We start from the raw sequence: 21,026 nt of genomic DNA, 5'->3' as shown, positions 1-21,026 counted from the left end.
AAAAAAACTTAACAATCTCTTAATAAATCTAATACGCAGAAATACGAAAGCTATTTTCTCATCCTTTTTGAACATCCTCTTATCATGCAATCAACGTTATCATTTTTTATAACAGTTTGGACAAATAATACTCATCAATATATTCTCCATCTAGTTTTAAAGAATGACGCTTGACTCCTTCCACTTCAAATCCTTGCTTCATATATAAATTGATCGCATGTTCATTATGTTTCATTACTGTTAATTCTAGGCGATGAATCCCATTGTCTACTGCCCATTCATGTGCTTGGTCAAACAGTTTTGTTCCTATTCCTTTTCCTTGATGAGATAATAAAATTCCGATTACGATGTATGCCGAGTGTCTGTTCCGCTCGACAGAACCTCCAAAAAGAGCGATGTATCCAATCAATTGATGATCATCGCTTTCAACGACATATATTTCCTTCTCTTTTGATTCTCTAATATTTTTAATCATGTTTTCTTGCTTTTCAACCGTCGTTTTACGCTCACCTCTTTCATAAAGCATAAACGACGTTTCCTCATCAAGCTGCTTGTTCAACTCAATGAATTGTTGAGCATCATCTACATTAATTACTCTAATGTTCATATGCACTCTCCCTCTCTATTTTCTTTCATCATACAAAAATTCGAAAATTATGCAAGATCTATACCAAAACTTAAATGATCACAAAAAGTTCGGGGACCTGGTCTCCGAACTTTTTAGATGATTTTTTCAATGCGTTTATAAAGAACGTACAGAAAGATGAAATGTACGATAGCTCCACCTAGAACAAGCATTGGTAATGATTGAATATAACCGTAACTTTCACTTGAATGAATGAAATATAACGCTTCAGCACTCCAAGTAATCGGAACGACATAAGTGAGCATCGTAATTGGATGATCAAAAATATAGGTTGCTGCTGGGGCTAACAAAAAGATGTTTACTGCCTTCGAATAAGCCATCCCCTCCACTTTATTTTTTGCAAAGGCCGCTAAATATAGTGTCATAATTGGCGCTATTGCTGAAGAGACGATTAGCGCGATGAGAAGCAGAAAAGATAACAGCTTATTCTCTGGAAAAAAATAAATGACGATTAGGATATTGATTCCCCATGCAAGAATAGCTGGAATCGAAATACGGTAAATTAAGTATCCAGTTTTTCTTACAGGAGTGATATCCATATATGAAAATATCCCGTCGTCCTTTTCATCTAACAGTAAAAAGCCTGTCACCATTCCGACCATAATCGGTGTCATAAATAAAAAGATCGCTACTACAAAAGAATCATGATCCTGGAATTGAAAGTTAAACCCACTCATAAGATGTTCATCAATTGCAGGTATACCAAATTGTAAAAGAAGGACCATCAAAACAGGAACGAACAATACTAACATCATGAATGGATCTCTTACGATATTTTTCACATCTCCACGTAAGAAGACCTTCAGTTTTGCAGAAATCATATTGAGACCCCCTTTTGCTCACCCGTATTCACCAAAATATATGTTTCAAAACGGCGGTAAGTAAAAAAGTAAGCGATAAACGTCCATAATAAAAGGAGCCCTAGATGTACAAACACTTCATGCCACCCATGACTAGGCGATTGAATCGCAAAATCTATTAAAAAAATAGAAGAAAAACTCGGAAATATTTCTAAAAGAGGTGTTGAAACCCAACCGAAATAAGATAATACAGGTAAATAGAAAAAAGCCATCACTGAAACTGCCTTAAACAAAAATTGATTAATCGAAAACGTATTCACCGAAACACTTAATCCAATAAATGTAAAGAAGAAACTGCATAAAACGACACTTACCGTTAACAAGCCGTAAGAGACGGATGTACCTAAAGCAAATAGTGAGATCAATATGCTCGTAAGCCAAGCAATGATCGTTAATGTAACGACTTTTGAGAGTAGATAGTTTTTAAGTGTGACCGGGGTGATAAACATATACGTTAATAATTGCTGGTTTCTCTCTAACATGACAATCGCACCGATAAAGAAAAAACCTAAAGTGCCAGGGTCAGTAAAAATAATGAACACAGACCAAAAAGGGCGGTAGCCATCAGGGATAAAGATTAATATCCCTATATATAAAAGAGTAATAAATAGATAAGCATAATAAAAACCATGTCGAAACTGAAAAATAATATCTTGCAATAATAATTTACGTAACATCGGAAAGCTTCCTCCCCGTTACCTCGATGAAATGATCCTCTAATGTTTTTTCATCGGTACGAATCGACTCACAAACCTCTCGATCTAGTAATGTTTGAAACTCTTTATTTTTACTCAATCCTTTTAATAAAAACGTTTTTTTCTTTCTCTCCTCTCCTTCCCGGTATATCACTTCTACCTTTTTCTCTTCTTGTTCATCCATTAAATTTTCAGGGGAATCGATTAATACGATCTTCCCATCAACGATAAACGCGACCCTGTCACATAATGATTGCGCAATATGCATATTGTGCGTGTTCAACAAAATTGTTTTTCCCGCTTCCTTCTCTTCTAAAATCAATTCCTTAACCTTTTTTACATTAACGGGATCCAAACCAGATGTAGGTTCATCAAGTAAAATGAACTGTGGGCGATGAAGCAGAGCACGACAGAGATTAAGTCTCATCTTCATACCTTTTGAATAATCAGACACTCGGGTCCTCAAATTATCTGATAATCCTAGTCTTTCCATCAGAAGCTTAAGATCATTCTTCTCTTTGCCGTCGTAAAAAGAAGAAAAAAATTGCAAGTTCTCTTCTGCGGTGAATTTTTGATAAAAATTCGGATGTTCAAACGCGACTCCTAAATTCTCGTAAAAATGAGAAGTAATCCCTTTTACTTCAACTTCATTGACACGTACACTTCCTTTATAATTTTTCAAAACCCCCATAATAATCTTTTGCAGTGTACTTTTCCCTGCGCCAGAAGGACCTAATAAACCAAATATTTCTCCTTGCTGTACTGTAAACGAAACATCTTGAATCGTAGCACTTTGGTTTCCAGGATACGTAAACTGAAGATTTTCAACGTTGATCATCGTTTTCCCCTCCATTTTTGAACACACGGTCTGCGATTGCTTCTGCCAGAAATTCAACTGTTTCATCAAATGCCTCTTCACCAATTTCACGTTTGTGAGTAGTCATTAAAAACAATGCTCTTAGTGCACTGCTAATCACTTCCTCCTTCAATGATTGTTTTATATACCCTTTTTCCTTCCATGCTGTTATGAGAGGAGACAAATCAAACATATCCTCATTTGCATGTTCTTCAATCACATCATCAGGTAATTTTCGAATCATATAGTCATAATCGTTCGATGTAAATAGTCGTGACGTAAGAGGGTACTCATTAATTGCATGAAAGGAACGGATCAAAACGTTTTTTAATAAGTCAGCACTACCTGCTTCAGGTGTGCTTAATTGCTCGACAACTTTCTGTTTGATTTGTTTTTCTTCACGTTCAAGAATCGCAAAGTACAGTACTTCTTTTGATGGAAAAAAATTATAAAATGATCCTTGAGCAATTCCTGCTTTATCCGTTAAATCTTTTATGTTCGTTTTTTTAATACCGAACGTTTTAAATAGTTCTTCTCCACTTTCAATTAAAGCATTTTTAATTTTTTCTTTTTCCGCTTCGTTAAACCCTCTAGGCATGATGACTCCTCCATAAATATATATGAATAAATTATTATTTTGTTCATATATTCATATTAATGAAATTACCACCTTTTGTCAATCCTATTTATCTGTTTAGTATCAATTTATAAAGTCTTTAATCCTGCCGTAAAAAAGATGGTCTGCTGTTGAAAAAGTCTTAGTTGCTTTTTCTTTTGTATTAACTCCCGTACATTAAAAGTAGACTTGCTTTCTGCGACGAACAGTTGAGCTACTTAGAGTTATCACTCACTGGGATCTTTACTCATCGTTTTCCACAGGGAGTCTCGTCAATTTTTTCATCAACCTCACCTTATATAAATGGAAGGATTCAAAGTTGATCTATTAAGACATCTCCTTCTACTTTTTCAAAAGAATCACGATCACTTAATGATAAAAAACGTAAAGAAACCCCAGGCTGTAAAAGCATTGGGGTATTCGACAATCTGCCAAGAGATCATCTTTTCATACTATTGTTCTTGTTTTGTTAACTGTTCAACCAATGGTTCAAACCATTCAGCCAATGGCCGAAATTGATAACCAGCTGCTTCTGCCATTGACACATCTTGATAATAAGAAACTGGGAAATTCATTGGCGAACTCTCTTCCTCACCGGATACTGCTTTTATTAATGCTCTTTTCCCCGTTTTTTCCTCCATTAAGCGGATCATCTCCTCTAAAGCTATTTGGTCTGGAGATGAAGCATTAATCGGTCCATTTACTTCCTCAAAGCCAATCCAAAATAAAAATTGTGCTAAATCTTCTGAATCTACAAAAGATACTTTCGCTTCTAAATGATTCAAGCCAATATTTTCGCCTGATAATATTTTTCGAATATGATATTGAAGGCGCTCTGTATAATCATCAACTCCAAAAACGATAGGCGGCCTCGGTGCAACAACTGGAAAAGGTGCTCTTTGAAAAAATACAGCTTCTGCTAACCTTTTTCCTTCTCCATAGTCAAACGTTTCCCTTCGCCCCATTTGAATTTCATAATGAAAAGGATCATAATCTTTCTCTTCTTTCTTTTCTTTTTCATCAAACTGATATACTGACAATGTTGAAGTGAGGACATATTTTTTTACCTTGTCTTTAAACACTTCACAAGCATCTTGTGCATCATCGGGTGCAAAGCAAATTTGATCGTAAATAACATCCCATGTCTGCTCATTAAATGCTTCAAACATAGACCCGCGGTCAAAGCGATCAACTTTAATTCGATTAACAAGATCGCCAAAGTCATCCTCTTTCTGCCCTCTTGTCGCAATTGTCACGTCATCACCGTTTTTGATCAGCTTATGAACAAGTCGTTTACCAAAAAAACGAGTACCACCTAATACGAGAACTTTCCTCAAATTGACCATCCCCTCCATTTATTTCCTAACAATTCTAAACATTCACCTTTTATTTTAATACACTTTTAAGTATGAGTGTTACGAATAAGCATGGTGCTTGTTACTAAACGATAATATTTTTATAAAAACGATAAATTGGAGGAGTTTGAAAACTGGATCGCAAATTTATATTATGAGGTGGTTATAAGATGAAGATTATCGTACATTTCTTACTTTCTTTTTTATCTGCGCTCTTACTCTCTTCGTGCAGTTCACAAGCAGACTCTAATTCAAATGAACTACTATTAGCAACAACAACGAGTACATATGATAGTGGTCTTCTTGATGAATTAATTCCAGCTTTCGCAGAAGAAACAAGTACTCATGTGAAAGTGATTTCAGTCGGGTCTGGACAAGCGTTGAAGATGGGTGAACAAGGCGAAGCAGATGTTTTACTCGTTCACTCTCCAGAAGCCGAAGAAGAACTTGAGAAAGCTGGTATAGTCATAAACCGCCACCGCGTTATGCACAATGATTTTATCTTGTTAGGACCGATTCAAAATCCTGACGACATAACAAATGATAATATCATTAACGCATTAGAAGAAATCCGACAAATAGATGCCTCATTTTTCTCGAGAGGTGATGATTCAGGAACCCATCATAAAGAGCTTGATTTATGGGAAGAAGCAGCAATAACACCAGACTTCCAACAATATCAAGAAACTGGCCAAGGGATGAGTGAGACATTACGAATTGCGAATGAACTTGAAGGCTATGTATTAACTGATCGAGGTACTTATTTATATTTAAAGGACAGCTTGCCTTCACTAGACATTATTGTTGAAGGGGATGAACAGTTAGAAAACATTTATCATGTCATGCAAGTAAATCCTGACCGATCAAGCCAAATTAACAGAGCAGATGCCGAAGCGTTCGTCTCGTTTTTCACCTCTGAAAAAACAAAAACATTGATCGAACAATATGGTATCGATATGTGGGGAGAGCCATTATTTTATCCTTATATGGAAAGTGAGAGGTGATCTAGTGGAGCTTCTTTGGACCGGATTTTTGAAAGCAGTTGAAATGCTCCTTTCCTTTGATCAAGAAGTGTTTCACATTACTTGGCTTACGATACAAGTATGCTTTATCTCTACTTTCATTAGTACAGTGATCGGTGTGCCATCTGGTATGTTCCTTTGCTTTTGCAATTTCCGTCTCAAAAAATTTGTTGTTTTGCTTGTCCATGCCGGAATGGGCCTCCCCCCTGTCGTCGCCGGGCTTTGGGTTTCCATGCTTCTTTGGAGGTCTGGCCCGCTCGGACATCTTGGCTGGATGTTTACAACACAAGCGATTGTGATCGCACAAGTTCTTGTGTCTTTACCGATTATTATTTCCTTAACGTATTCTGCCTTTAATAAAATTGACAAAACACTTATTTTTCAAATTAAATCATTAGCACCAACAAAAATACAGAGCTTGATTATTTATACGAAAGAGGCCCGTTTTGGGATTATGGCGGCAATTATGGCAGGATTAGGACGAGTTCTTGCTGAAGTTGGTGCAGCTATGATGGTAGGAGGCAATCTACGAGGAGAAACGAGGATATTAACGACTTCCATGGTGATGGAAGTGTCGAGAGGAAATTTCCATATTGCAATGGCATTGTCATTTATTTTAATGGCATTAGCTATTATGATTACTTTTATTCTTTTACAAATCCAGCAAAGGAGAATGGTGACATGACACCCACTATCCTTACATATGAAAATATCGTTTGTAAGCGCAGTTTGAAAACAGTCGTCTCACTACAGCACCTTGCCTTGCAGAAAGGAGATATTTTAGGGATCATCGGACCAAACGGCGCAGGAAAATCTACGTTATTAAAGGCGTGTGCATTAATTGACCCCCCAGATGATGGTTTAATTACATTTGATGGGGAGATCCTTTCTGCCACCCCGCCTCGTTCAGTCCGAAGACAATGGGCTTGTGTGTTTCAACACTCCACTCGTTTTCAAGGGTCAGTATATAAAAATGTTGAAATCGGTCTTTCAATTCATCACGTTCCAAAGCAGCTTCGACATGAGAAAGTAATGAAATGGCTGCATCACTTTGAAATCGCTCATCTAGCTAATGAAGATGCCCATACATTATCTGGTGGGGAGGCACAAAGAATGAACTTAGCGAGAGCATTCGTCTTACAGCCTAGCGTGTTATTTTTAGACGAGCCTTTTTCTGCATTAGATTTTCAAACGAAAATGTCTTTAATTTATGAACTGAAAAAGGTGATATCTGAAACAGAGACGACTGTTATATTAATCTCCCATGATTTTATTGATATCGAAATCTTAACGAACAAGCTTATTTACGTCGAAGATGGCATGGTAAAAGATCAGGGAGAAACGAAAAGTGTCCTCACTTCCCCTTCTATAAAGTTAGCAAAATTTTTAACACCTTGGAACCATATTAAATCCTTCATCCAACAATAACATCCTTGAAAGATGAAAAGGATGTTTTCTTGACTCTCGTTTTTAAAAAGTCTATACTCCATGTGTACTACACAATATAATACACACCAAACAGAAATGATACCGTCAACAAAAAAGGTGGTGAAGCGATGTATTTTAACATTGATCCGAAGAAAAATGTGCCACTTTATGAACAAATCATTCATCAAGTAAAAGAAATGTGTGCGAAAGGAATACTACAGCCTAATGAAAAGCTACCATCTGTTAGAGAGCTGTCTTCACAAATTGTTATTAATCCAAACACGGTGAGTAAAGCTTATCAGGAGCTAGAAAGACAAGGTGTCATCGTGACAATTCGAGGCAGGGGCACATTTATTTCTGAAGAAATTACGCAAACATTCGATCCAAGGCTGGTGGAGAATTTGAAACAATCTTTAAAACAAGTCATTATCGACAGTCATTATGCAGGAATTACGAAAGAAGAAGTAAAAACATGGTTAGATGAAGTTTATGAGGAGATTGGAGGAACACAAAATGAAAGTTAGCCATATTTCAAAACGTATTCATCAAAGCGAAATCTTAACAGATATAGATTTTGAAATCAAAACGGGAAGTATTGTCGGCATTGTCGGGCGAAATGGTGCTGGTAAAACGACTTTGCTCCGAACGATGGTCGGTATATTGGATCCTACGAAAGGAGACGTTCTCGTTCATAATGAAAGTATTTTTTCAAACCCCCGCCTTAAAGAAAATATCATTTTCGTCCCTGACTCATCAGAAGCATTGAAAAATTACAGTACGAAAGAAATGCTTACATTATATAAAAATATTTATCCAAAATTTGATGAGGACTACTTTCATGAATTGATGGATCGCTTCTCCCTTCCAGTTGCTAAAAAGATCGGTAATTATTCGAAAGGGATGAAAGCACTCTTTTCGTTAGTTGTTGCCTTCTCTACGAGAGCGGAATATATTTTACTCGATGAGCCCACAGATGGTCTCGATGTCATCGTCAAAAAACGTATTTTGAAAATATTAGTTGAGGAAGTCGCTAATCAAGACATCGCTGTCATTATTTCTTCACACCGTCTTGACGAATTAGAATTTATGGCAAACGAAATTATTATGATCAAAGACGGTAAAGTCGATTCACAATATGAACTTGATACGATGAAGTCAATGTATAAAAAGGCACAAGTCGTTTTTAAAGACTATATTCCTGTTGAAGTCGAGAAAGCTGTTAAAGTAATTAATCAAACAGGTCGCGTGTACACAATTATCTTTGACCACAATGACGAAACTGCAAGCAACCTCATAGAGAAGCATAAGCCACTTTTATTTGAAGAACTTCCTATGTCATTAGAAGATATTTTTATCGCAAAGCTTGGAGGCGATGACGTTGTTTCATAGAGCATTATGGTATCAAAACTACAAGCAAACAAAGCTGATTATATTCATCATTCTCGCACTCTATATTATAAAGCTCCCTTTCCAAGCTTTCACAAGGATCGAATTTTGGAATGAACAAAAAGATCATGCCGAACAATTCAGTGATGTCGGCTTCGAAATTCTTCCATTTGAACTTTATAATGTATTCTCGTCTGGCTTAATGACTTTTTTACTTTCATTTGCCGTCATTTTTCTCGCTGGATTACTTATAGGCATTGAAAGAAATTCTCGCCGTCACGACTTTACGTTCTCTCTCCCATTTAAAAGAAGAGACTTATTTTTAGCTAAAACCATATATGGGGCTTTGTTTATTACTCTTTTTCATACAATAAATTTTTGGATTGCTTATGCGATCATCCGCCAGTCAGAATTTGGCTACGCATTAGATCAAGTTACACTTATTGAAATCTTTTTCGGTCCTCTCTTAGCAATGCTACTCATCTTTACATTTGCTATGTTCATCGGGACGATCGCTGGTGAAATGTTTTCGCAAGTCGCTTTAACCTTTATTTTTGCTATTTTTCCAATCGCTTTTTGGGGGTTGCTTCTCCAGTTAATATCGATCAATTTCAACACTTACATGAACGTACCTGATATCTTTGAATATTTAACGGCTTTTTCTTATTTTACTCTTTTCACGTCTCCAGAAAGCAATGACATACAATTAATGATGTACATCCTTATAGGCATTGCAATATCAATCATTTTCGGAGTGCTATTATATGAGAGAAATCGTGTCGAACATAACGGGGAGTTTCTTATATTCAAAAGGCTTCACCCAGTATTCCTAGTTGGAATGACGATCTGCTTCTCCCTGCTCGGAGGAATCATCATCTCTTCGCTAGTTCCTTGGCATGCAGAGACGTTAAGAGTTGTCAGCTACTGGATCGGCTTTTTCATTTTTATGTTTTTTGCTTATTTGATATCAAAAAGGCTGTTAAAAATGAATCTAATGGTCAAAAACAAATAATCATTTTTGAAAGGGGGGCTTTTACGTTGCTTCATCGTGCATTATGGTTTCAAAACTTAAAACAGACAAAGTTTATTGCAGCGGTCATATTTGTCCTATTCGTGATCCATTTACCCTTTCAAACCTTCGTATCCATTGAAAATTGGCGCACCGGGACGTCAAGGTCTTTAGTAGAGGATCAGTTTTATCTCATTGAAATCTTTTCCATTGGTATCATGAATTTTGTCATTCTGATCGTCATCGTTCTCTTCGCAAGCTTACTTATCGGAGCAGAAAGAAATACGAGAAGAAATGATTTTACATTTTCACTGCCTTTTTCTCGCAATGAGTTATTTTTTTCTAAATGGCTTTACGGGGTCGGACTCTTAACCATTTTACACTTCATCAACTTTTTCGTCGCATACATGATGATCAATCAGTCTGAGTTTAGCTTTATGTTAGAACATGCGACATTTACAGAACTATTTATAGGACCTTATTTATCATTTGTTCTATTTTTTAGCTTTTCTTTATTTATCGGATCATTCACAGGAGAAATGATCTCTCAAATTGTTTTAACCTTTATTTTTGCCGGGTTCCCTTACGGATTTTATTTGTTAATTTTTGCAGCTGTCGACCTGCACTTTCGTATGGTCCTAAATCCTTCTGAATGGGTTTTACACTTAACATTATACTTTTATACGTTTTCTCACATGCTTCCCGGGTATGACATGATCATTCCGATCATTGGAATTGGCCTCTTTACAATATTTGGGGCATTGTTATACAAACGAAATAAAATTGAACATAATGGAGAGTTTTTACTCTTTAAAAAGCTGCACCCGATATTTTTAATTGGAATGACGATTTGTTTTTCAATGTTCGGAGGAATTCTTATTTCATCTATTGCCCCTTGGAACGCACATGCGATTCAAATTACTGCTTATTGGGGAGGTTTTCTCCTCTTTGCATTCTTTTCATATACGCTAGCAAAGAAATTATTAAAAATGAACCTTACAGTAAAAAATAAATAACTCGGTCTTTACACATGCTCTTTAATAGACGCATGTGTTTTTTTCTTCGACAAGGGAAAATTAGTAAAAGAAAAAGTTGACGTAAAACGGTTGCAAAACTTGTATATACAAATTACAATATGTTTGTGTCTTATTAAGTTGTATATACAAAAATATTGTTGAAAGCGATTTAACTAGCGAGATGACTGTTTTCATATTCATTAAATTGGGCATTGTTTAGTATTTACCATTATTCTGTAAGCGTTTTTCTAAAAGTGTGTGTTTAAAAGGAGGACAAAAAGAGGCGAGTAGATCAAGGCGACGAAGTTTTGAGTAGCGTAGCGTATGATGTTCATACGTGAGTAACGGAGAAACGAGTCAACGCAGAGAAACGAAAGCTATTTTTCCTTGGGTTTTTGAACATCCCTTAATAATTGGAACTCATCGATTCATATGAAGGTTAGATCGTAATTTAATAGGAGGGTTTATGATGGCGAAGTATGAAAGTCAAGTAAAAGACATACTTGAAGCACTCGGCGGTGAAGAAAACATCGACAAAGCAACACATTGTGTTACTCGCCTTCGTTTAGTACTAAATGACGAATCGAAGGTAGATACAGAAAAACTTGAGGCAATAGATATTGTAAAAGGGTCATTTTCAACGAATGGACAGTTTCAAGTCATTATCGGACAAGGAACGGTTGACCAAGTCTACCGCGAAATGATCGCAATGACAGCCATTGGCGAAGCTTCAAAACAAGATGTAAAAGATGCAGGTTCTGAGAAAATGAACCCTCTCCAGCGTGCTGTAAAAACGCTAGCAGATATTTTCATTCCGATTTTACCTGCAATCGTAACCGCTGGTTTATTACTCGGGATTAACAACATTTTAACGAATGAAGGTATTTTTGACAGTGAGCTTTCTCTCATTGAAATGTATCCGCAATGGGCTGACATTGCTGAAATGATTAACATAATCGCAAGTGCTGCGTTCACATTTCTTCCAGCACTAATTGGCTGGTCCGCAGTAAAGCGATTCGGCGGCAGTGAACTGCTCGGGGTCGTACTCGGGTTAATTCTCGTCCACCCTGACTTATTAAACGCATGGACTTACGGTGACGCACAAGCTGAGGGAACTGTGCCAATCTGGAATCTATTTGGCCTAGAAGTTGAAGCGATTGGCTACCAAGGTCAAGTTCTTCCAGTATTATTTGCATCCTACTTATTAGCAAAAATCGAACTATCATTAAGAAAACGGGTTCCAGATAGTATTCAGTTGTTAGTCGTCGCTCCTGTTGCCTTGTTAGTAACTGGATTTTTAACATTTATTATCATTGGTCCGATTACGTTTGCATTGGGTAATGGTATTACGAGCTTCTTTATTTGGTTATTCGACGTTATCCCAGCAATTGGCGGATTAGTCTATGGAGCATTGTATGCACCACTTGTTGTAACAGGTATGCACCACGCATTTTTAGCAGTTGATTTACAACTGACTGGTAGTGGAAATGGAACATTCTTATGGCCGATTTTAGCTTTATCAAATATCGCTCAAGGTTCTGCGGCTTTAGCGATGATGTTCATTACTCGTAATGAAAATTTAAAAGGATTATCTTTTACTTCATCTGTTTCTGCTTACTTAGGTGTAACAGAACCTGCGATGTTCGGGGTCAACATCCGCTATCGCTTCCCGTTCATTTGTGCGATTATCGGGGCGTCAGTTGCTGGTATGTTTATTGCCATTAATTCTGTGTTGGCGACTTCGATTGGGGTTGGCGGTCTACCAGCATTCTTATCGATTATTCCAGCCAGCTGGGTGCCATTTATTATTGGGATGGTCATTTCCATTGCTGTTCCGTTCATTCTTACTTTCTTATACGGAAAGTTCGTTGCAAAACCTGAATAAGAAAAAAAGAGGGTGTCCCATAAGCCTAGCTTTTGGTGACCCCTCTTTTTAATATCAAACTGGATATAGGTATAAGTCTATTTTTTTCTTAAGTTATTTAATGAAACGGCAATTTGCCCGCCAACATAAGCGTTATGTTCGACTAGAGCAATATTCGTCGTTAACGTTTTACCTTCACTCATATCTTTCAAACGAGCTAATAAAAAAGGAGTTGTATCTTTACCGGATATCCCTTGTTCTTCTGCTTCCTTAAGTGCGTTTTCGATCATGCTGCTAATTAGTTCTGCAGGAAGCTCTGCTGATTCAGGAACAGGGTTACCTACTACAGCACCACCACGAAGACCTAAATCCCATTTCGTCTTTAACACTTCTGCCGTTTCATTTGGAGAACTCGTTTTCACATCAACTTGAAAACCGCTCTTTCTGGAATAAAATGCTGGAAACTCTTCGGTTTCATATCCAATGACCGGAACTCCATACGTTTCTAAATACTCTAATGTTAACCCTATATCTAAGATAGATTTCGCACCAGCGCATACAACCGCAACATTTGTTTTCGCCAGTTCTTGAAGATCCGCCGAAATATCCATCGTCGATTCTGCCCCGCGGTGTACTCCGCCAATACCGCCAGTTACAAACACTTCAATGCCTGCTAACTCTGCACAAATCATTGTTGCAGCGACTGTCGTTGCCCCTGTTTTGCATTTCGATAAAACGGCTGGTAAGTCACGTCTGCTTACTTTGACGACATTTTTCTCCTTCGCTAAATATTCGAGCTCCTGGTTACTGATCCCTACTTTGATTTTCCCGTCAATTATTGCCATTGTTGCTGGGACTGCACCTTGTTCACGAATAATTTGTTCAACACGTTTTGCTGTTTCGACATTTTGCGGATAAGGCATTCCGTGCGAAATGATCGTTGATTCTAACGCAACAATTGGCGCTCCTGTTTTCTTTGCTTCCAATACTTCATCTGAAAAGCTTAAATATTCCTTTAATGACATTACTAACATCCTCCTATAATCAACTCTGTTGAAATGTATTTACTAAACTCTTTGCTGTTAACTGTTCATTCACAGTACTGTCCGTTTCTAACGTCATTTTCGCTGCTGCTAAACCAAACTGTAACGCTTCATTTATGACTTTCTCTTGAAATAATCCGTAAAACAATCCTGCCGAAAAAGCATCTCCAGCTCCTGTTACATCCTTAACATTTGCTTTATAAGGGGTTGCTGTGCCGGACTCACCATTAAACATTTGATACTTAACATCGTCTGCTCCATTTGTGACGATTACATGCTTAATTCCACATTCATTTACTGCAATCTCCATCGCTTCTTGAACGGATAGGGTTTGTTTATTCGTCACTCGTTTGACGTAATCGATGATCTCAACTTCATTACAGACAAAGTATGATAACCCATGTACATGGTCAGGCATACGATCGATTTTATTCGCAGAAACGGGAACGATCCCTAAAGGAATGGCGTGCTTTTTACACTCTTTAAAAATGAAAGAAGTGATGTGTTTCGGGAAATTTAAATCCATCACGATGAAGTCAGCCGAACGTATTTGCGCTAACTTCTCTTTTAAATGTAGTTCCTCAATTTGATCATATATGTCCATATCAGCTAATGCGACTAACATTTCCCCACAATTGTCTAAAACAGCTGTATAAGTTCCCGTCCTTTGACCAGGTAAGCGAACTGTCGGAGTCAGGTCAACCCTTCTCCCTGATTCCTTTACGACCTTTTCTCCTTCTGTGTCATTTCCTACTACCGTTAATAACGAGACTGGCAGTTCAAGCCGTGCCAAATTTTCAGCGATATTTCTTGCAACTCCACCTAAAGAATCACGAACATGTACTGGATTTGAATCGTTTAGTTTTAGTGACGTCTTTGCAGTAGCTTTTCGATCAAGGTTCGCACCACCTATACATAATAATTTGCGTTCTTCCTTTAAAACATAAGCTCTGCCGACGATGTATCCGTTTTTCGTTAAAGATGATATATACCCAGCCACACCAGATCTGGATAAAGATAATTGTTCGGCAATATCCTGTTGTGTAATATAAGGATTTTCCTTTATTAAATCAATGATTTGCTTTTCTTTTTCATTCAAGTGAATCGTCTCCTTTTAATTTGTTTGAAAAACAAACCGTTTTACCTTCATTCTATTATAAACAAATGTTTGTCCTTTAGTCAAATGTTTGTCCTATTCATTAAATTACTAACATAAATTTTGAAAGATTCGGGAATAGGTAATGAAAGTTGGCTGTCACTTCGTATAATATTGTAAATCCATCAGTATCGGAGGTGGTTGTTTGAAAAACTATTCCTTTTATCGCATTACTGTTATTGTTCATATGTTTATAAAATTTATTTTCCAACTTTACATTTTTAATAAACGGAACAATCATTGGGATGCAGCTACCTATAAGCGGTGGGAACACCTTCTAAGAAAACAAGCTGCTGAGTACCGTGAAAAAGCCATCCTCCTAGAAGGATTAATGATAAAAGTTGGTCAATTTTTGAGTACACGTGCGGATCTATTACCTGAAGCATTTTTAAGTGAGCTAGCTGATTTAATTGACCAAGTTCCTCCCGTCTCTCCAGAAATATCAAAAGAAATATTGAAGAGGGAATGGGGGCGAGACCTCGAAGATTATTTACATGATATAGGTGACAAGCCAATAGCTTCTGCTTCGATTGGGGAAGTATACAAAGGCACGCTTCACAATGGGCAGGAGGTCGCTATCAAAATACAGCGTCACCAAATTGATAACATTATCCATACAGATTTTAAGGCGTTACGTATCGTCTTATGGATCACGCGAAAATTTACTTCTTTCGGAAAACAAGCAGATACGAGGGCATTATATAAAGAGATGGTTACGACGATCGGAAATGAACTAAACTATTATAAAGAACTGAAAAATGGCCAATATTTCCAAAATCGTTTTCATGATAGAGAAAAGTTTTACATCCCTCAGTTTTATGAAGAGTATTCTACGAAACGAGTACTCGTCATGGAATGGATTGACGCCGAAAAAGTGACGAACATTTCCTTTCTAAGAAAAAATCAGATTGACCGTTCCGAGCTTGCAAATCGTGTTTTTCATTTTTTTGTTGACCAATTGCTTGAACACGGGAAGTATCATGCTGATCCTCACCCTGGAAACTTGTTAGTAACGGAGGATGGAACATTAATCGCGATCGATTTTGGCATGGTTGGTGAATTAAACCGTGAAGATAGTACGAAGTTAAGAAAAATGATCCAAGGATTTGTCCTCGAAGATTATCAATTAGTTGTTAAACAGCTAGAGAAACTCAGGTTTTTACTACCTCATGCTGATAAACATAAATTGCAAAATGTGATCAAATATTCAGCTGAAGCATATTTACAAGATGGGGTCGAAAAACTTGATCAGCAGCTTGTTGAACGAATTTTTTCGGATTTAAAAGAGCTTGTTCAAGAGCAGCCTATTCAATTGCCTGCTGAGTTCGCTTTTTTAGGTAGAGCTGCTTCCATTGGCCTTGGTGTCTTAACGATTATTGATCCGAACATTGATTTTATTGAATTAAGTAAACCTGTCGTCAAAAGTTGGTTAGAAAAGACAGAAGAACATGAAGACAACATCGAAATTCAAGTTTTAAAAGATAGTATAAAGCCTTTATTATCTGTTCCACGAAACGTCAATCAGTGGTTGGAAGCTCCAAAACAACAACGAAGGTTCGAGGAACGCCGTGAGTGGCAACGTTTCGATCATCAACGGTCGCTCATCACAATAAAGATGTTCTATATGATGTTCTTTCTTGCACTTACGTTCTTTTTTATTTCATTGATCTTATTAAATAAGCTATTAATGCTCATTTCAGGAATGATTGCCCTCACTTCATTCACCACCGCGTTAACAATGTCATATAAACATAAACGCTGGGTAAATAAATACCGGCGAAAAGACGTACCTTTTTAAGGAGGAATAAATATGAACGACTTATTAAAGAAAGGGTTTTTGTTAGGGTTAGGTGCCGCTGTTACAAGTAAAGAAAAAGTAGAGAAATATTTACAAGAACTCGTTACGAAAGGCCGCGTTACCCCTCAAGAAGCTGACGAATTGTATGATTCCTTAGTTAAAAAAGGAGAAGAAACAGAGGAACAATTGAGTCGTCGTTCAAAAGAACGAGTTCGCTCGATGTTAGATGATTATGGGTTCGTTACGAAAGAAGACTATTTGAAATTGCTAGAAAGAGTCAATAAATTAGAAGAGCAGTTTAAACAGGTTGTACAACACTCAGAGCATCTGGATGAAAATAAGAACAACAAAAATGATTTATAACTTTCTATTTACTTTACGCTCCGCATTTTGCGGAGCTCTTTTTCAATTAATATCCATCTGTTGAACCAGTATAAACTTGCTTACACAACGAAACATTACTACAGAAAGCTGACTGAGTTAGGAGGAAAGAGCGATGGATATTCAAGAACTGAATAACGGTGACACCGTTTATGTTATTTTCCAAAACCCATATTCACAAACGGCTGCTCAAATTCAAGAGGCATCAATTGTTAGTCATCCAGAACGTGATGGGGAGTTATCTTTATTTTTATTTGAAGAGCATTATTCTTTAACAGATGAATATGCAATGTTTCCAAGCTATCAGGAAGCAGAAGACATGTATCGGCAATACTTTGACCTAAGTGAAGACGAAACATTATATTAAAGCAGTATCAATAAAAATGAGGATCACATAAAACGCCAGACACTTGGAATATCATTTCCAGGTGCCTGGCACTGTGAAGTTAGTGATACACCTTTACTAGGAGGTCCAATCCTCTTTAACAAGCGCAAAAGCAACATGATCGATAAAGCGTTCTCCTATTTTTTCGGCTTGCTTTAATATGCCTTCTTCTCTAAAATTTAACCTTCTTGCGACCTCTTGGCTTTTTTTATTTTCCAGTCCTGCATTAATTTCAACACGATTTAATTGCAATTCCTCAAATGCATACCGAACGAGTACTTCTACAGCTTTCGTCATAATGCCTTTCCCTTGGAACTTTTCACCTAACCAATAGCCAATACTCGTTTTTTCATTCATGCGATCGATCGTGTGGTATGATACAATCCCAGAAACTTCCCCTTTATAAATGATCGCACATGCTAAACTTTTTTGTTCACCAAAACTTTTTAACGTTGTGCGAATAAAGCTTTTCGTATCTTCCGGAGTTGTTGTAAAAGCAACCCAAGGCAGCCATTCCCCTAAATATTCACGCGATGAATCTGTTAACTGGAATAACTCCTCTGCATGTTTTTCTTGTAGTATTTCTAATTTTAACTCTTCATTAATCGTATGAAAAAACATAAGTGCATCACTTCTTTCTGAATGAAAATTTTGTATATTTTAACATATTACTATATGATCTAAAAAAAACAAGAGTTATTATTTTAATGATTTGCTTTTGACCGAAAAGAAGAAGAACTAAGAAAAGCGTAAGGTGCCCGCCTATCGGCGAAAAGTGATGCCTCTTCCTCTTCTAGTATCACTTTGAAGCTCGATCCGTCAACCGGGCAATACTCCACGTCCTGTGGCATGCCCGGCATTAGGACGTCCTGTGGCATGCCCGGCATTAGGACGTCCTGTCCGTCGAGACAACTCGCAAGATAAGACCTTCGGCTAAAATCCCCGCGTCCTGCGGGAACACCGAAGTCACCACATCCGTGTGGAAGCTCGTGTAGGAAACGCTCGTGCCTGAAGTCTAGACAGCAGTCGAGAAATTAAAATTTTATACTTTCTTTTTAAAAAAGAAAACAGCCGCAACTTGGCTGATTCATTTTTGACTATTTAAGCTATCGATGAACGATCATAAGTATGAGTTTCCTCTTTACTCGTCTTGCCTATATCATAATCCGCTTCATTTTGTGTTACCTCTAACGTCTCTGCCTCTTCAATAGGTACTAAGTAAAACCCTACAGAAAGCATGACAACAACGACGATAATAAATGATCCTACAATCACATGTTTCACGTTCCTCGCCCTCTCCCAACTTCAACTCTTTACAAAATTTTGATGTTACTTGTATATATGATTACTTTGGACAAAAAAATACTTGAGTTATTTATCAACCCAAGTATTATATATTCTATTATTCATTTTTCGTGATTATAATTGTGCAAAAGATTTACCTAAAATGATTTGACCTTCTTCAAGTGTCCAACCGGTTGAACGTAAATGGAACAGAGGGATCAATTCACTTTGCATATAAACGCGAAATATAGCTTTCTCTCTTGGACTTTTCGTTTCTGAAAACTGCTGAAGTGCTGCAACGGCTTCCATACAGCATACCATTTTTTTAGCTAACTGTTTCACTGCTCTTGTTTGTGTCGGCGAATTTAGTGATTTGAATGTTCTCAACTCTTTTTCAAGTATACCTATAATATCAAATAATTCTTTCTTTTCCTCTGAAGCTTCCTCAGAAATTTGATTTAACTTGTATATAAGATCATTCACAAAGACTTCATCGATATTGTATTTGTTAAAAAGCCTCATTACTTCAAGCCCTAATATATTGGCGGTCCCTTCCCAAACCGTTAAGACTTGCGCATCTCTCAAAAGTCTAGGCGTAACAAAATCTTCAATATACCCATTCCCACCATGTATTTCAATCGCTTCTTGAGAAAAGTGAATCGCTTTTTCAGCAGTTTCAGCTTTTAATAATGCGATATGAAGTCGAAGCAATCCTTCATCAAGATTTGACGATAAACCTTTAGCCCACTTATCAAATAAATGCCCTAACTCAAATACACTATTCGTTTCAACCTCTTGCTTCACTAACATTTTAACGAGTGTATCTTGAATCATCGGATAGTCAATAAGCTTTTTCCCAAAAGCATCTCTTTTGTGTACATACTGCCATGATTCATTATAAGCTCGTCTCATAATCCCGACAGATGCGACGGCGTTACATATACGCGATAAGTTCAAGGCTTCCATCATATAATAAAAGCCCTGCTCTTTTTCACCAATTAAGTACGCCTCAGCACCATCAAACATTACTTCGGCCGACGGAACAGCTCTTACCCCCAGCTTATCCTTAAGTCTTCGCAGAGATAATCCATTTAAAGAACCATCTTCCTTTTTCCATGGCACGAGAAACAACGATAACCCTTTCGTTCCTTCAGGTGCTTCTTCAGTTCTTGCTAAAACCGTTGCTACTCCGCAGGCACCAGCATTACTTGCGAAATATTTTTCACCATAAAGTTTGTACGTTCCACCTTTAAAGATCGCTTTCGTTTCATTAGCTCCTACGTCTGAACCGCCTTGACGCTCTGTAAGAAACGTTGCCCCCTCATATAACTCTACCTCTCCTGTTGAAAGGACGTGCGGTAAATACTTCTCCTTCAATCTGTCGTCTGCATAAGTATCTAATAAGTAAGCAGTCGCCATTGATAACGTAACCGGGCAATAAAACCCAGGTTCAGACTGTGATAATAAGTACCCCTGAGCGAAAGAATAAAGATAATTTCCTTTTCGACCTAACTGTGGAATTTCTTTATGAATATAGCCTACTACCCCATTTTCATACGCATAATCCCTCGTTTTCCTGTAACCTTCATTCAGCCATACGTAAGATTGATCATCACCGTATTTGTCATATTTGATTAACCTTGGCTGTCCTTCCCGGTCTGTATGCATAGCCCTCTCATCAATTGTCGTCGCACATTCATGCCCAAACTCTACAAGTTCTTTATCAGCCCAATTAAAAAACTCTTCGTCTAGTTTACTTTTCAAGACCCGCTTCAGCTGATGATCAGATTCATAAAAATTCACTTTTCCACTCCCCTTTTTAGTAAAATTAATTGTTGTTCAAACTGATCTAAATAAGTCTCCATATCTTCCTTTAACTGTTGAAATTCCTCGATCCGCTGCTCCACTTCTTTAACTTTCTCCCTTCCATATGCGATCGTCGTTTCTAGCTGCCTCACACCTGAGCGGTCTTCATCGAACAACGTAATCATTTCTTTAATTTCTTCTAAAGTAAAACCAAACTTTTTTCCTCGCAAAATGAGGTTAAGTCTCGTAATGTCTTTCTTTTGAAAAAGTCGTTCTCTCTGTTTCCCACGTATTGGATTTAAAATCCCGAGTTCTTCATAATAACGTAACGTTCTCGTACTTACATTGTATTCGTTAGCCACTTCTGTAATTGATTTCATGATGTCACTCCGTCCTATTTCTCCAGAAAATTCGAGCTAA

The 21,026-nt window shown here is 37.3% G+C and carries 23 protein-coding genes; 11 read left to right on the top strand and 12 right to left on the bottom strand.

What is annotated here, in order from left to right:
• Nucleotides 1–106: 106 nt before the first annotated feature.
• From CD001_RS13240 to CD001_RS13215, 6 genes are all read right to left on the bottom strand, one after another.
• The gene (locus CD001_RS13240; RefSeq protein WP_096188170.1) at nucleotides 107–607 is read right to left on the bottom strand and encodes a GNAT family N-acetyltransferase; all 501 of its coding nucleotides are present in this window, start codon (nucleotides 605–607) and stop codon (nucleotides 107–109) included.
• Between the two features lie 113 nt (nucleotides 608–720).
• A complete protein-coding gene (locus CD001_RS13235; protein ID WP_096188169.1) occupies nucleotides 721–1,467 on the bottom strand; it encodes a hypothetical protein in 747 nt (248 codons plus the stop codon).
• Nucleotides 1,464–2,183 (bottom strand): fluoroquinolone export ABC transporter permease subunit, encoded by a 720-nt coding sequence (locus CD001_RS13230; RefSeq protein WP_096188168.1) that lies wholly within the window; start codon nucleotides 2,181–2,183, stop codon nucleotides 1,464–1,466. The genes CD001_RS13235 and CD001_RS13230 overlap by 4 nt, the downstream gene beginning before the upstream one ends.
• Nucleotides 2,173–3,039, bottom strand: coding sequence for an ABC transporter ATP-binding protein (locus CD001_RS13225; RefSeq protein ID WP_096188167.1), 867 nt, complete (start codon nucleotides 3,037–3,039; stop codon nucleotides 2,173–2,175). The genes CD001_RS13230 and CD001_RS13225 overlap by 11 nt, the downstream gene beginning before the upstream one ends.
• Nucleotides 3,026–3,655, bottom strand: coding sequence for a TetR/AcrR family transcriptional regulator (locus CD001_RS13220; RefSeq protein WP_096188166.1), 630 nt, complete (start codon nucleotides 3,653–3,655; stop codon nucleotides 3,026–3,028). Before CD001_RS13220 ends, CD001_RS13225 begins: the two co-directional genes overlap by 14 nt.
• A gap of 470 nt (nucleotides 3,656–4,125) precedes the next feature.
• The gene (locus tag CD001_RS13215) at nucleotides 4,126–5,019 is read right to left on the bottom strand and encodes an NAD-dependent epimerase/dehydratase family protein (RefSeq protein ID WP_257009807.1); all 894 of its coding nucleotides are present in this window, start codon (nucleotides 5,017–5,019) and stop codon (nucleotides 4,126–4,128) included.
• 179 nt (nucleotides 5,020–5,198) lie between these two features.
• Here CD001_RS13215 and CD001_RS13210 point away from each other — a divergent pair, with 179 nt between their 5' ends.
• The 8 genes from CD001_RS13210 to treP all read left to right on the top strand — a co-directional run bounded on the left by CD001_RS13210 (nucleotide 5,199) and on the right by treP (nucleotide 12,774).
• Entirely contained in the window at nucleotides 5,199–6,032 is an 834-nt protein-coding gene (locus CD001_RS13210) for a substrate-binding domain-containing protein (RefSeq protein WP_096188164.1), read from the top strand.
• A 4-nt stretch (nucleotides 6,033–6,036) separates the two neighbouring features.
• Nucleotides 6,037–6,735 (top strand): ABC transporter permease, encoded by a 699-nt coding sequence (locus CD001_RS13205; protein WP_096188163.1) that lies wholly within the window; start codon nucleotides 6,037–6,039, stop codon nucleotides 6,733–6,735.
• Complete coding sequence (locus CD001_RS13200; protein WP_096188162.1) at nucleotides 6,732–7,478, top strand: ATP-binding cassette domain-containing protein; 747 nt, start codon at nucleotides 6,732–6,734, stop codon at nucleotides 7,476–7,478. The genes CD001_RS13205 and CD001_RS13200 overlap by 4 nt, the downstream gene beginning before the upstream one ends.
• Nucleotides 7,479–7,606: 128 nt before the next feature.
• On the top strand, nucleotides 7,607–8,002 hold the full coding sequence (locus tag CD001_RS13195; RefSeq protein ID WP_096188161.1) for a GntR family transcriptional regulator: 396 nt from the start codon (nucleotides 7,607–7,609) through the stop codon (nucleotides 8,000–8,002).
• Nucleotides 7,992–8,867: an ABC transporter ATP-binding protein gene (locus CD001_RS13190; RefSeq protein WP_096188160.1), complete on the top strand. Its 876-nt coding sequence runs from the start codon at nucleotides 7,992–7,994 to the stop codon at nucleotides 8,865–8,867. Before CD001_RS13195 ends, CD001_RS13190 begins: the two co-directional genes overlap by 11 nt.
• A complete protein-coding gene (locus tag CD001_RS13185; RefSeq protein WP_179298737.1) occupies nucleotides 8,857–9,876 on the top strand; it encodes an ABC transporter permease subunit in 1,020 nt (339 codons plus the stop codon). The genes CD001_RS13190 and CD001_RS13185 overlap by 11 nt, the downstream gene beginning before the upstream one ends.
• A gap of 26 nt (nucleotides 9,877–9,902) precedes the next feature.
• On the top strand, nucleotides 9,903–10,889 hold the full coding sequence (locus CD001_RS13180; RefSeq protein WP_096188158.1) for an ABC transporter permease: 987 nt from the start codon (nucleotides 9,903–9,905) through the stop codon (nucleotides 10,887–10,889).
• A gap of 469 nt (nucleotides 10,890–11,358) precedes the next feature.
• Nucleotides 11,359–12,774 (top strand): PTS system trehalose-specific EIIBC component, encoded by a 1,416-nt coding sequence (gene treP, locus CD001_RS13175; RefSeq protein WP_096188157.1) that lies wholly within the window; start codon nucleotides 11,359–11,361, stop codon nucleotides 12,772–12,774.
• Nucleotides 12,775–12,851: 77 nt separating this feature from the next.
• Here the strand turns inward: treP and CD001_RS13170 are convergent, their stop codons facing one another.
• Both CD001_RS13170 and CD001_RS13165 read right to left on the bottom strand, forming a co-directional pair.
• Entirely contained in the window at nucleotides 12,852–13,778 is a 927-nt protein-coding gene (locus CD001_RS13170) for a pseudouridine-5'-phosphate glycosidase (RefSeq protein WP_096188156.1), read from the bottom strand.
• Between the two features lie 19 nt (nucleotides 13,779–13,797).
• A complete protein-coding gene (locus CD001_RS13165; protein WP_096188155.1) occupies nucleotides 13,798–14,895 on the bottom strand; it encodes a carbohydrate kinase in 1,098 nt (365 codons plus the stop codon).
• A 202-nt stretch (nucleotides 14,896–15,097) separates the two neighbouring features.
• Between CD001_RS13165 and CD001_RS13160 the strand changes: the two genes are divergently transcribed.
• From CD001_RS13160 to CD001_RS13150, 3 genes are all read left to right on the top strand, one after another.
• Nucleotides 15,098–16,750: an ABC1 kinase family protein gene (locus CD001_RS13160; protein WP_096188154.1), complete on the top strand. Its 1,653-nt coding sequence runs from the start codon at nucleotides 15,098–15,100 to the stop codon at nucleotides 16,748–16,750.
• Nucleotides 16,751–16,762: 12 nt separating this feature from the next.
• Nucleotides 16,763–17,113, top strand: coding sequence for a phasin family protein (locus tag CD001_RS13155; RefSeq protein WP_096188153.1), 351 nt, complete (start codon nucleotides 16,763–16,765; stop codon nucleotides 17,111–17,113).
• A 133-nt stretch (nucleotides 17,114–17,246) separates the two neighbouring features.
• Nucleotides 17,247–17,498 carry a transcriptional regulator SplA domain-containing protein gene (locus CD001_RS13150; protein WP_096188152.1) on the top strand — a complete coding sequence of 84 codons (252 nt, stop codon included), beginning with the start codon at nucleotides 17,247–17,249 and terminating at the stop codon, nucleotides 17,496–17,498.
• Between the two features lie 96 nt (nucleotides 17,499–17,594).
• Here the strand turns inward: CD001_RS13150 and CD001_RS13145 are convergent, their stop codons facing one another.
• From CD001_RS13145 to CD001_RS13125, 4 genes are all read right to left on the bottom strand, one after another.
• The gene (locus CD001_RS13145) at nucleotides 17,595–18,137 is read right to left on the bottom strand and encodes a GNAT family N-acetyltransferase (protein ID WP_096188151.1); all 543 of its coding nucleotides are present in this window, start codon (nucleotides 18,135–18,137) and stop codon (nucleotides 17,595–17,597) included.
• A gap of 480 nt (nucleotides 18,138–18,617) precedes the next feature.
• On the bottom strand, nucleotides 18,618–18,800 hold the full coding sequence (locus CD001_RS13135; RefSeq protein WP_096188149.1) for a hypothetical protein: 183 nt from the start codon (nucleotides 18,798–18,800) through the stop codon (nucleotides 18,618–18,620).
• Between the two features lie 135 nt (nucleotides 18,801–18,935).
• Nucleotides 18,936–20,603, bottom strand: a complete 1,668-nt coding sequence (locus CD001_RS13130; RefSeq protein ID WP_096188148.1) for an acyl-CoA dehydrogenase family protein — start codon at nucleotides 20,601–20,603, stop codon at nucleotides 18,936–18,938.
• Entirely contained in the window at nucleotides 20,600–20,986 is a 387-nt protein-coding gene (locus tag CD001_RS13125) for a MerR family transcriptional regulator (RefSeq protein WP_096188147.1), read from the bottom strand. The genes CD001_RS13130 and CD001_RS13125 overlap by 4 nt, the downstream gene beginning before the upstream one ends.
• Nucleotides 20,987–21,026: the final 40 nt, after the last annotated feature.

It is taken from the genome of Evansella halocellulosilytica (assembly GCF_002335745.1).
Taxonomy (GTDB): domain Bacteria; phylum Bacillota; class Bacilli; order Bacillales; family Salisediminibacteriaceae; genus Bacillus_CA; species Bacillus_CA halocellulosilytica.
The sequence above is the reverse complement of the archived record's forward strand: the minus strand, read 5'-3'. Positions and strand labels throughout refer to the sequence as shown.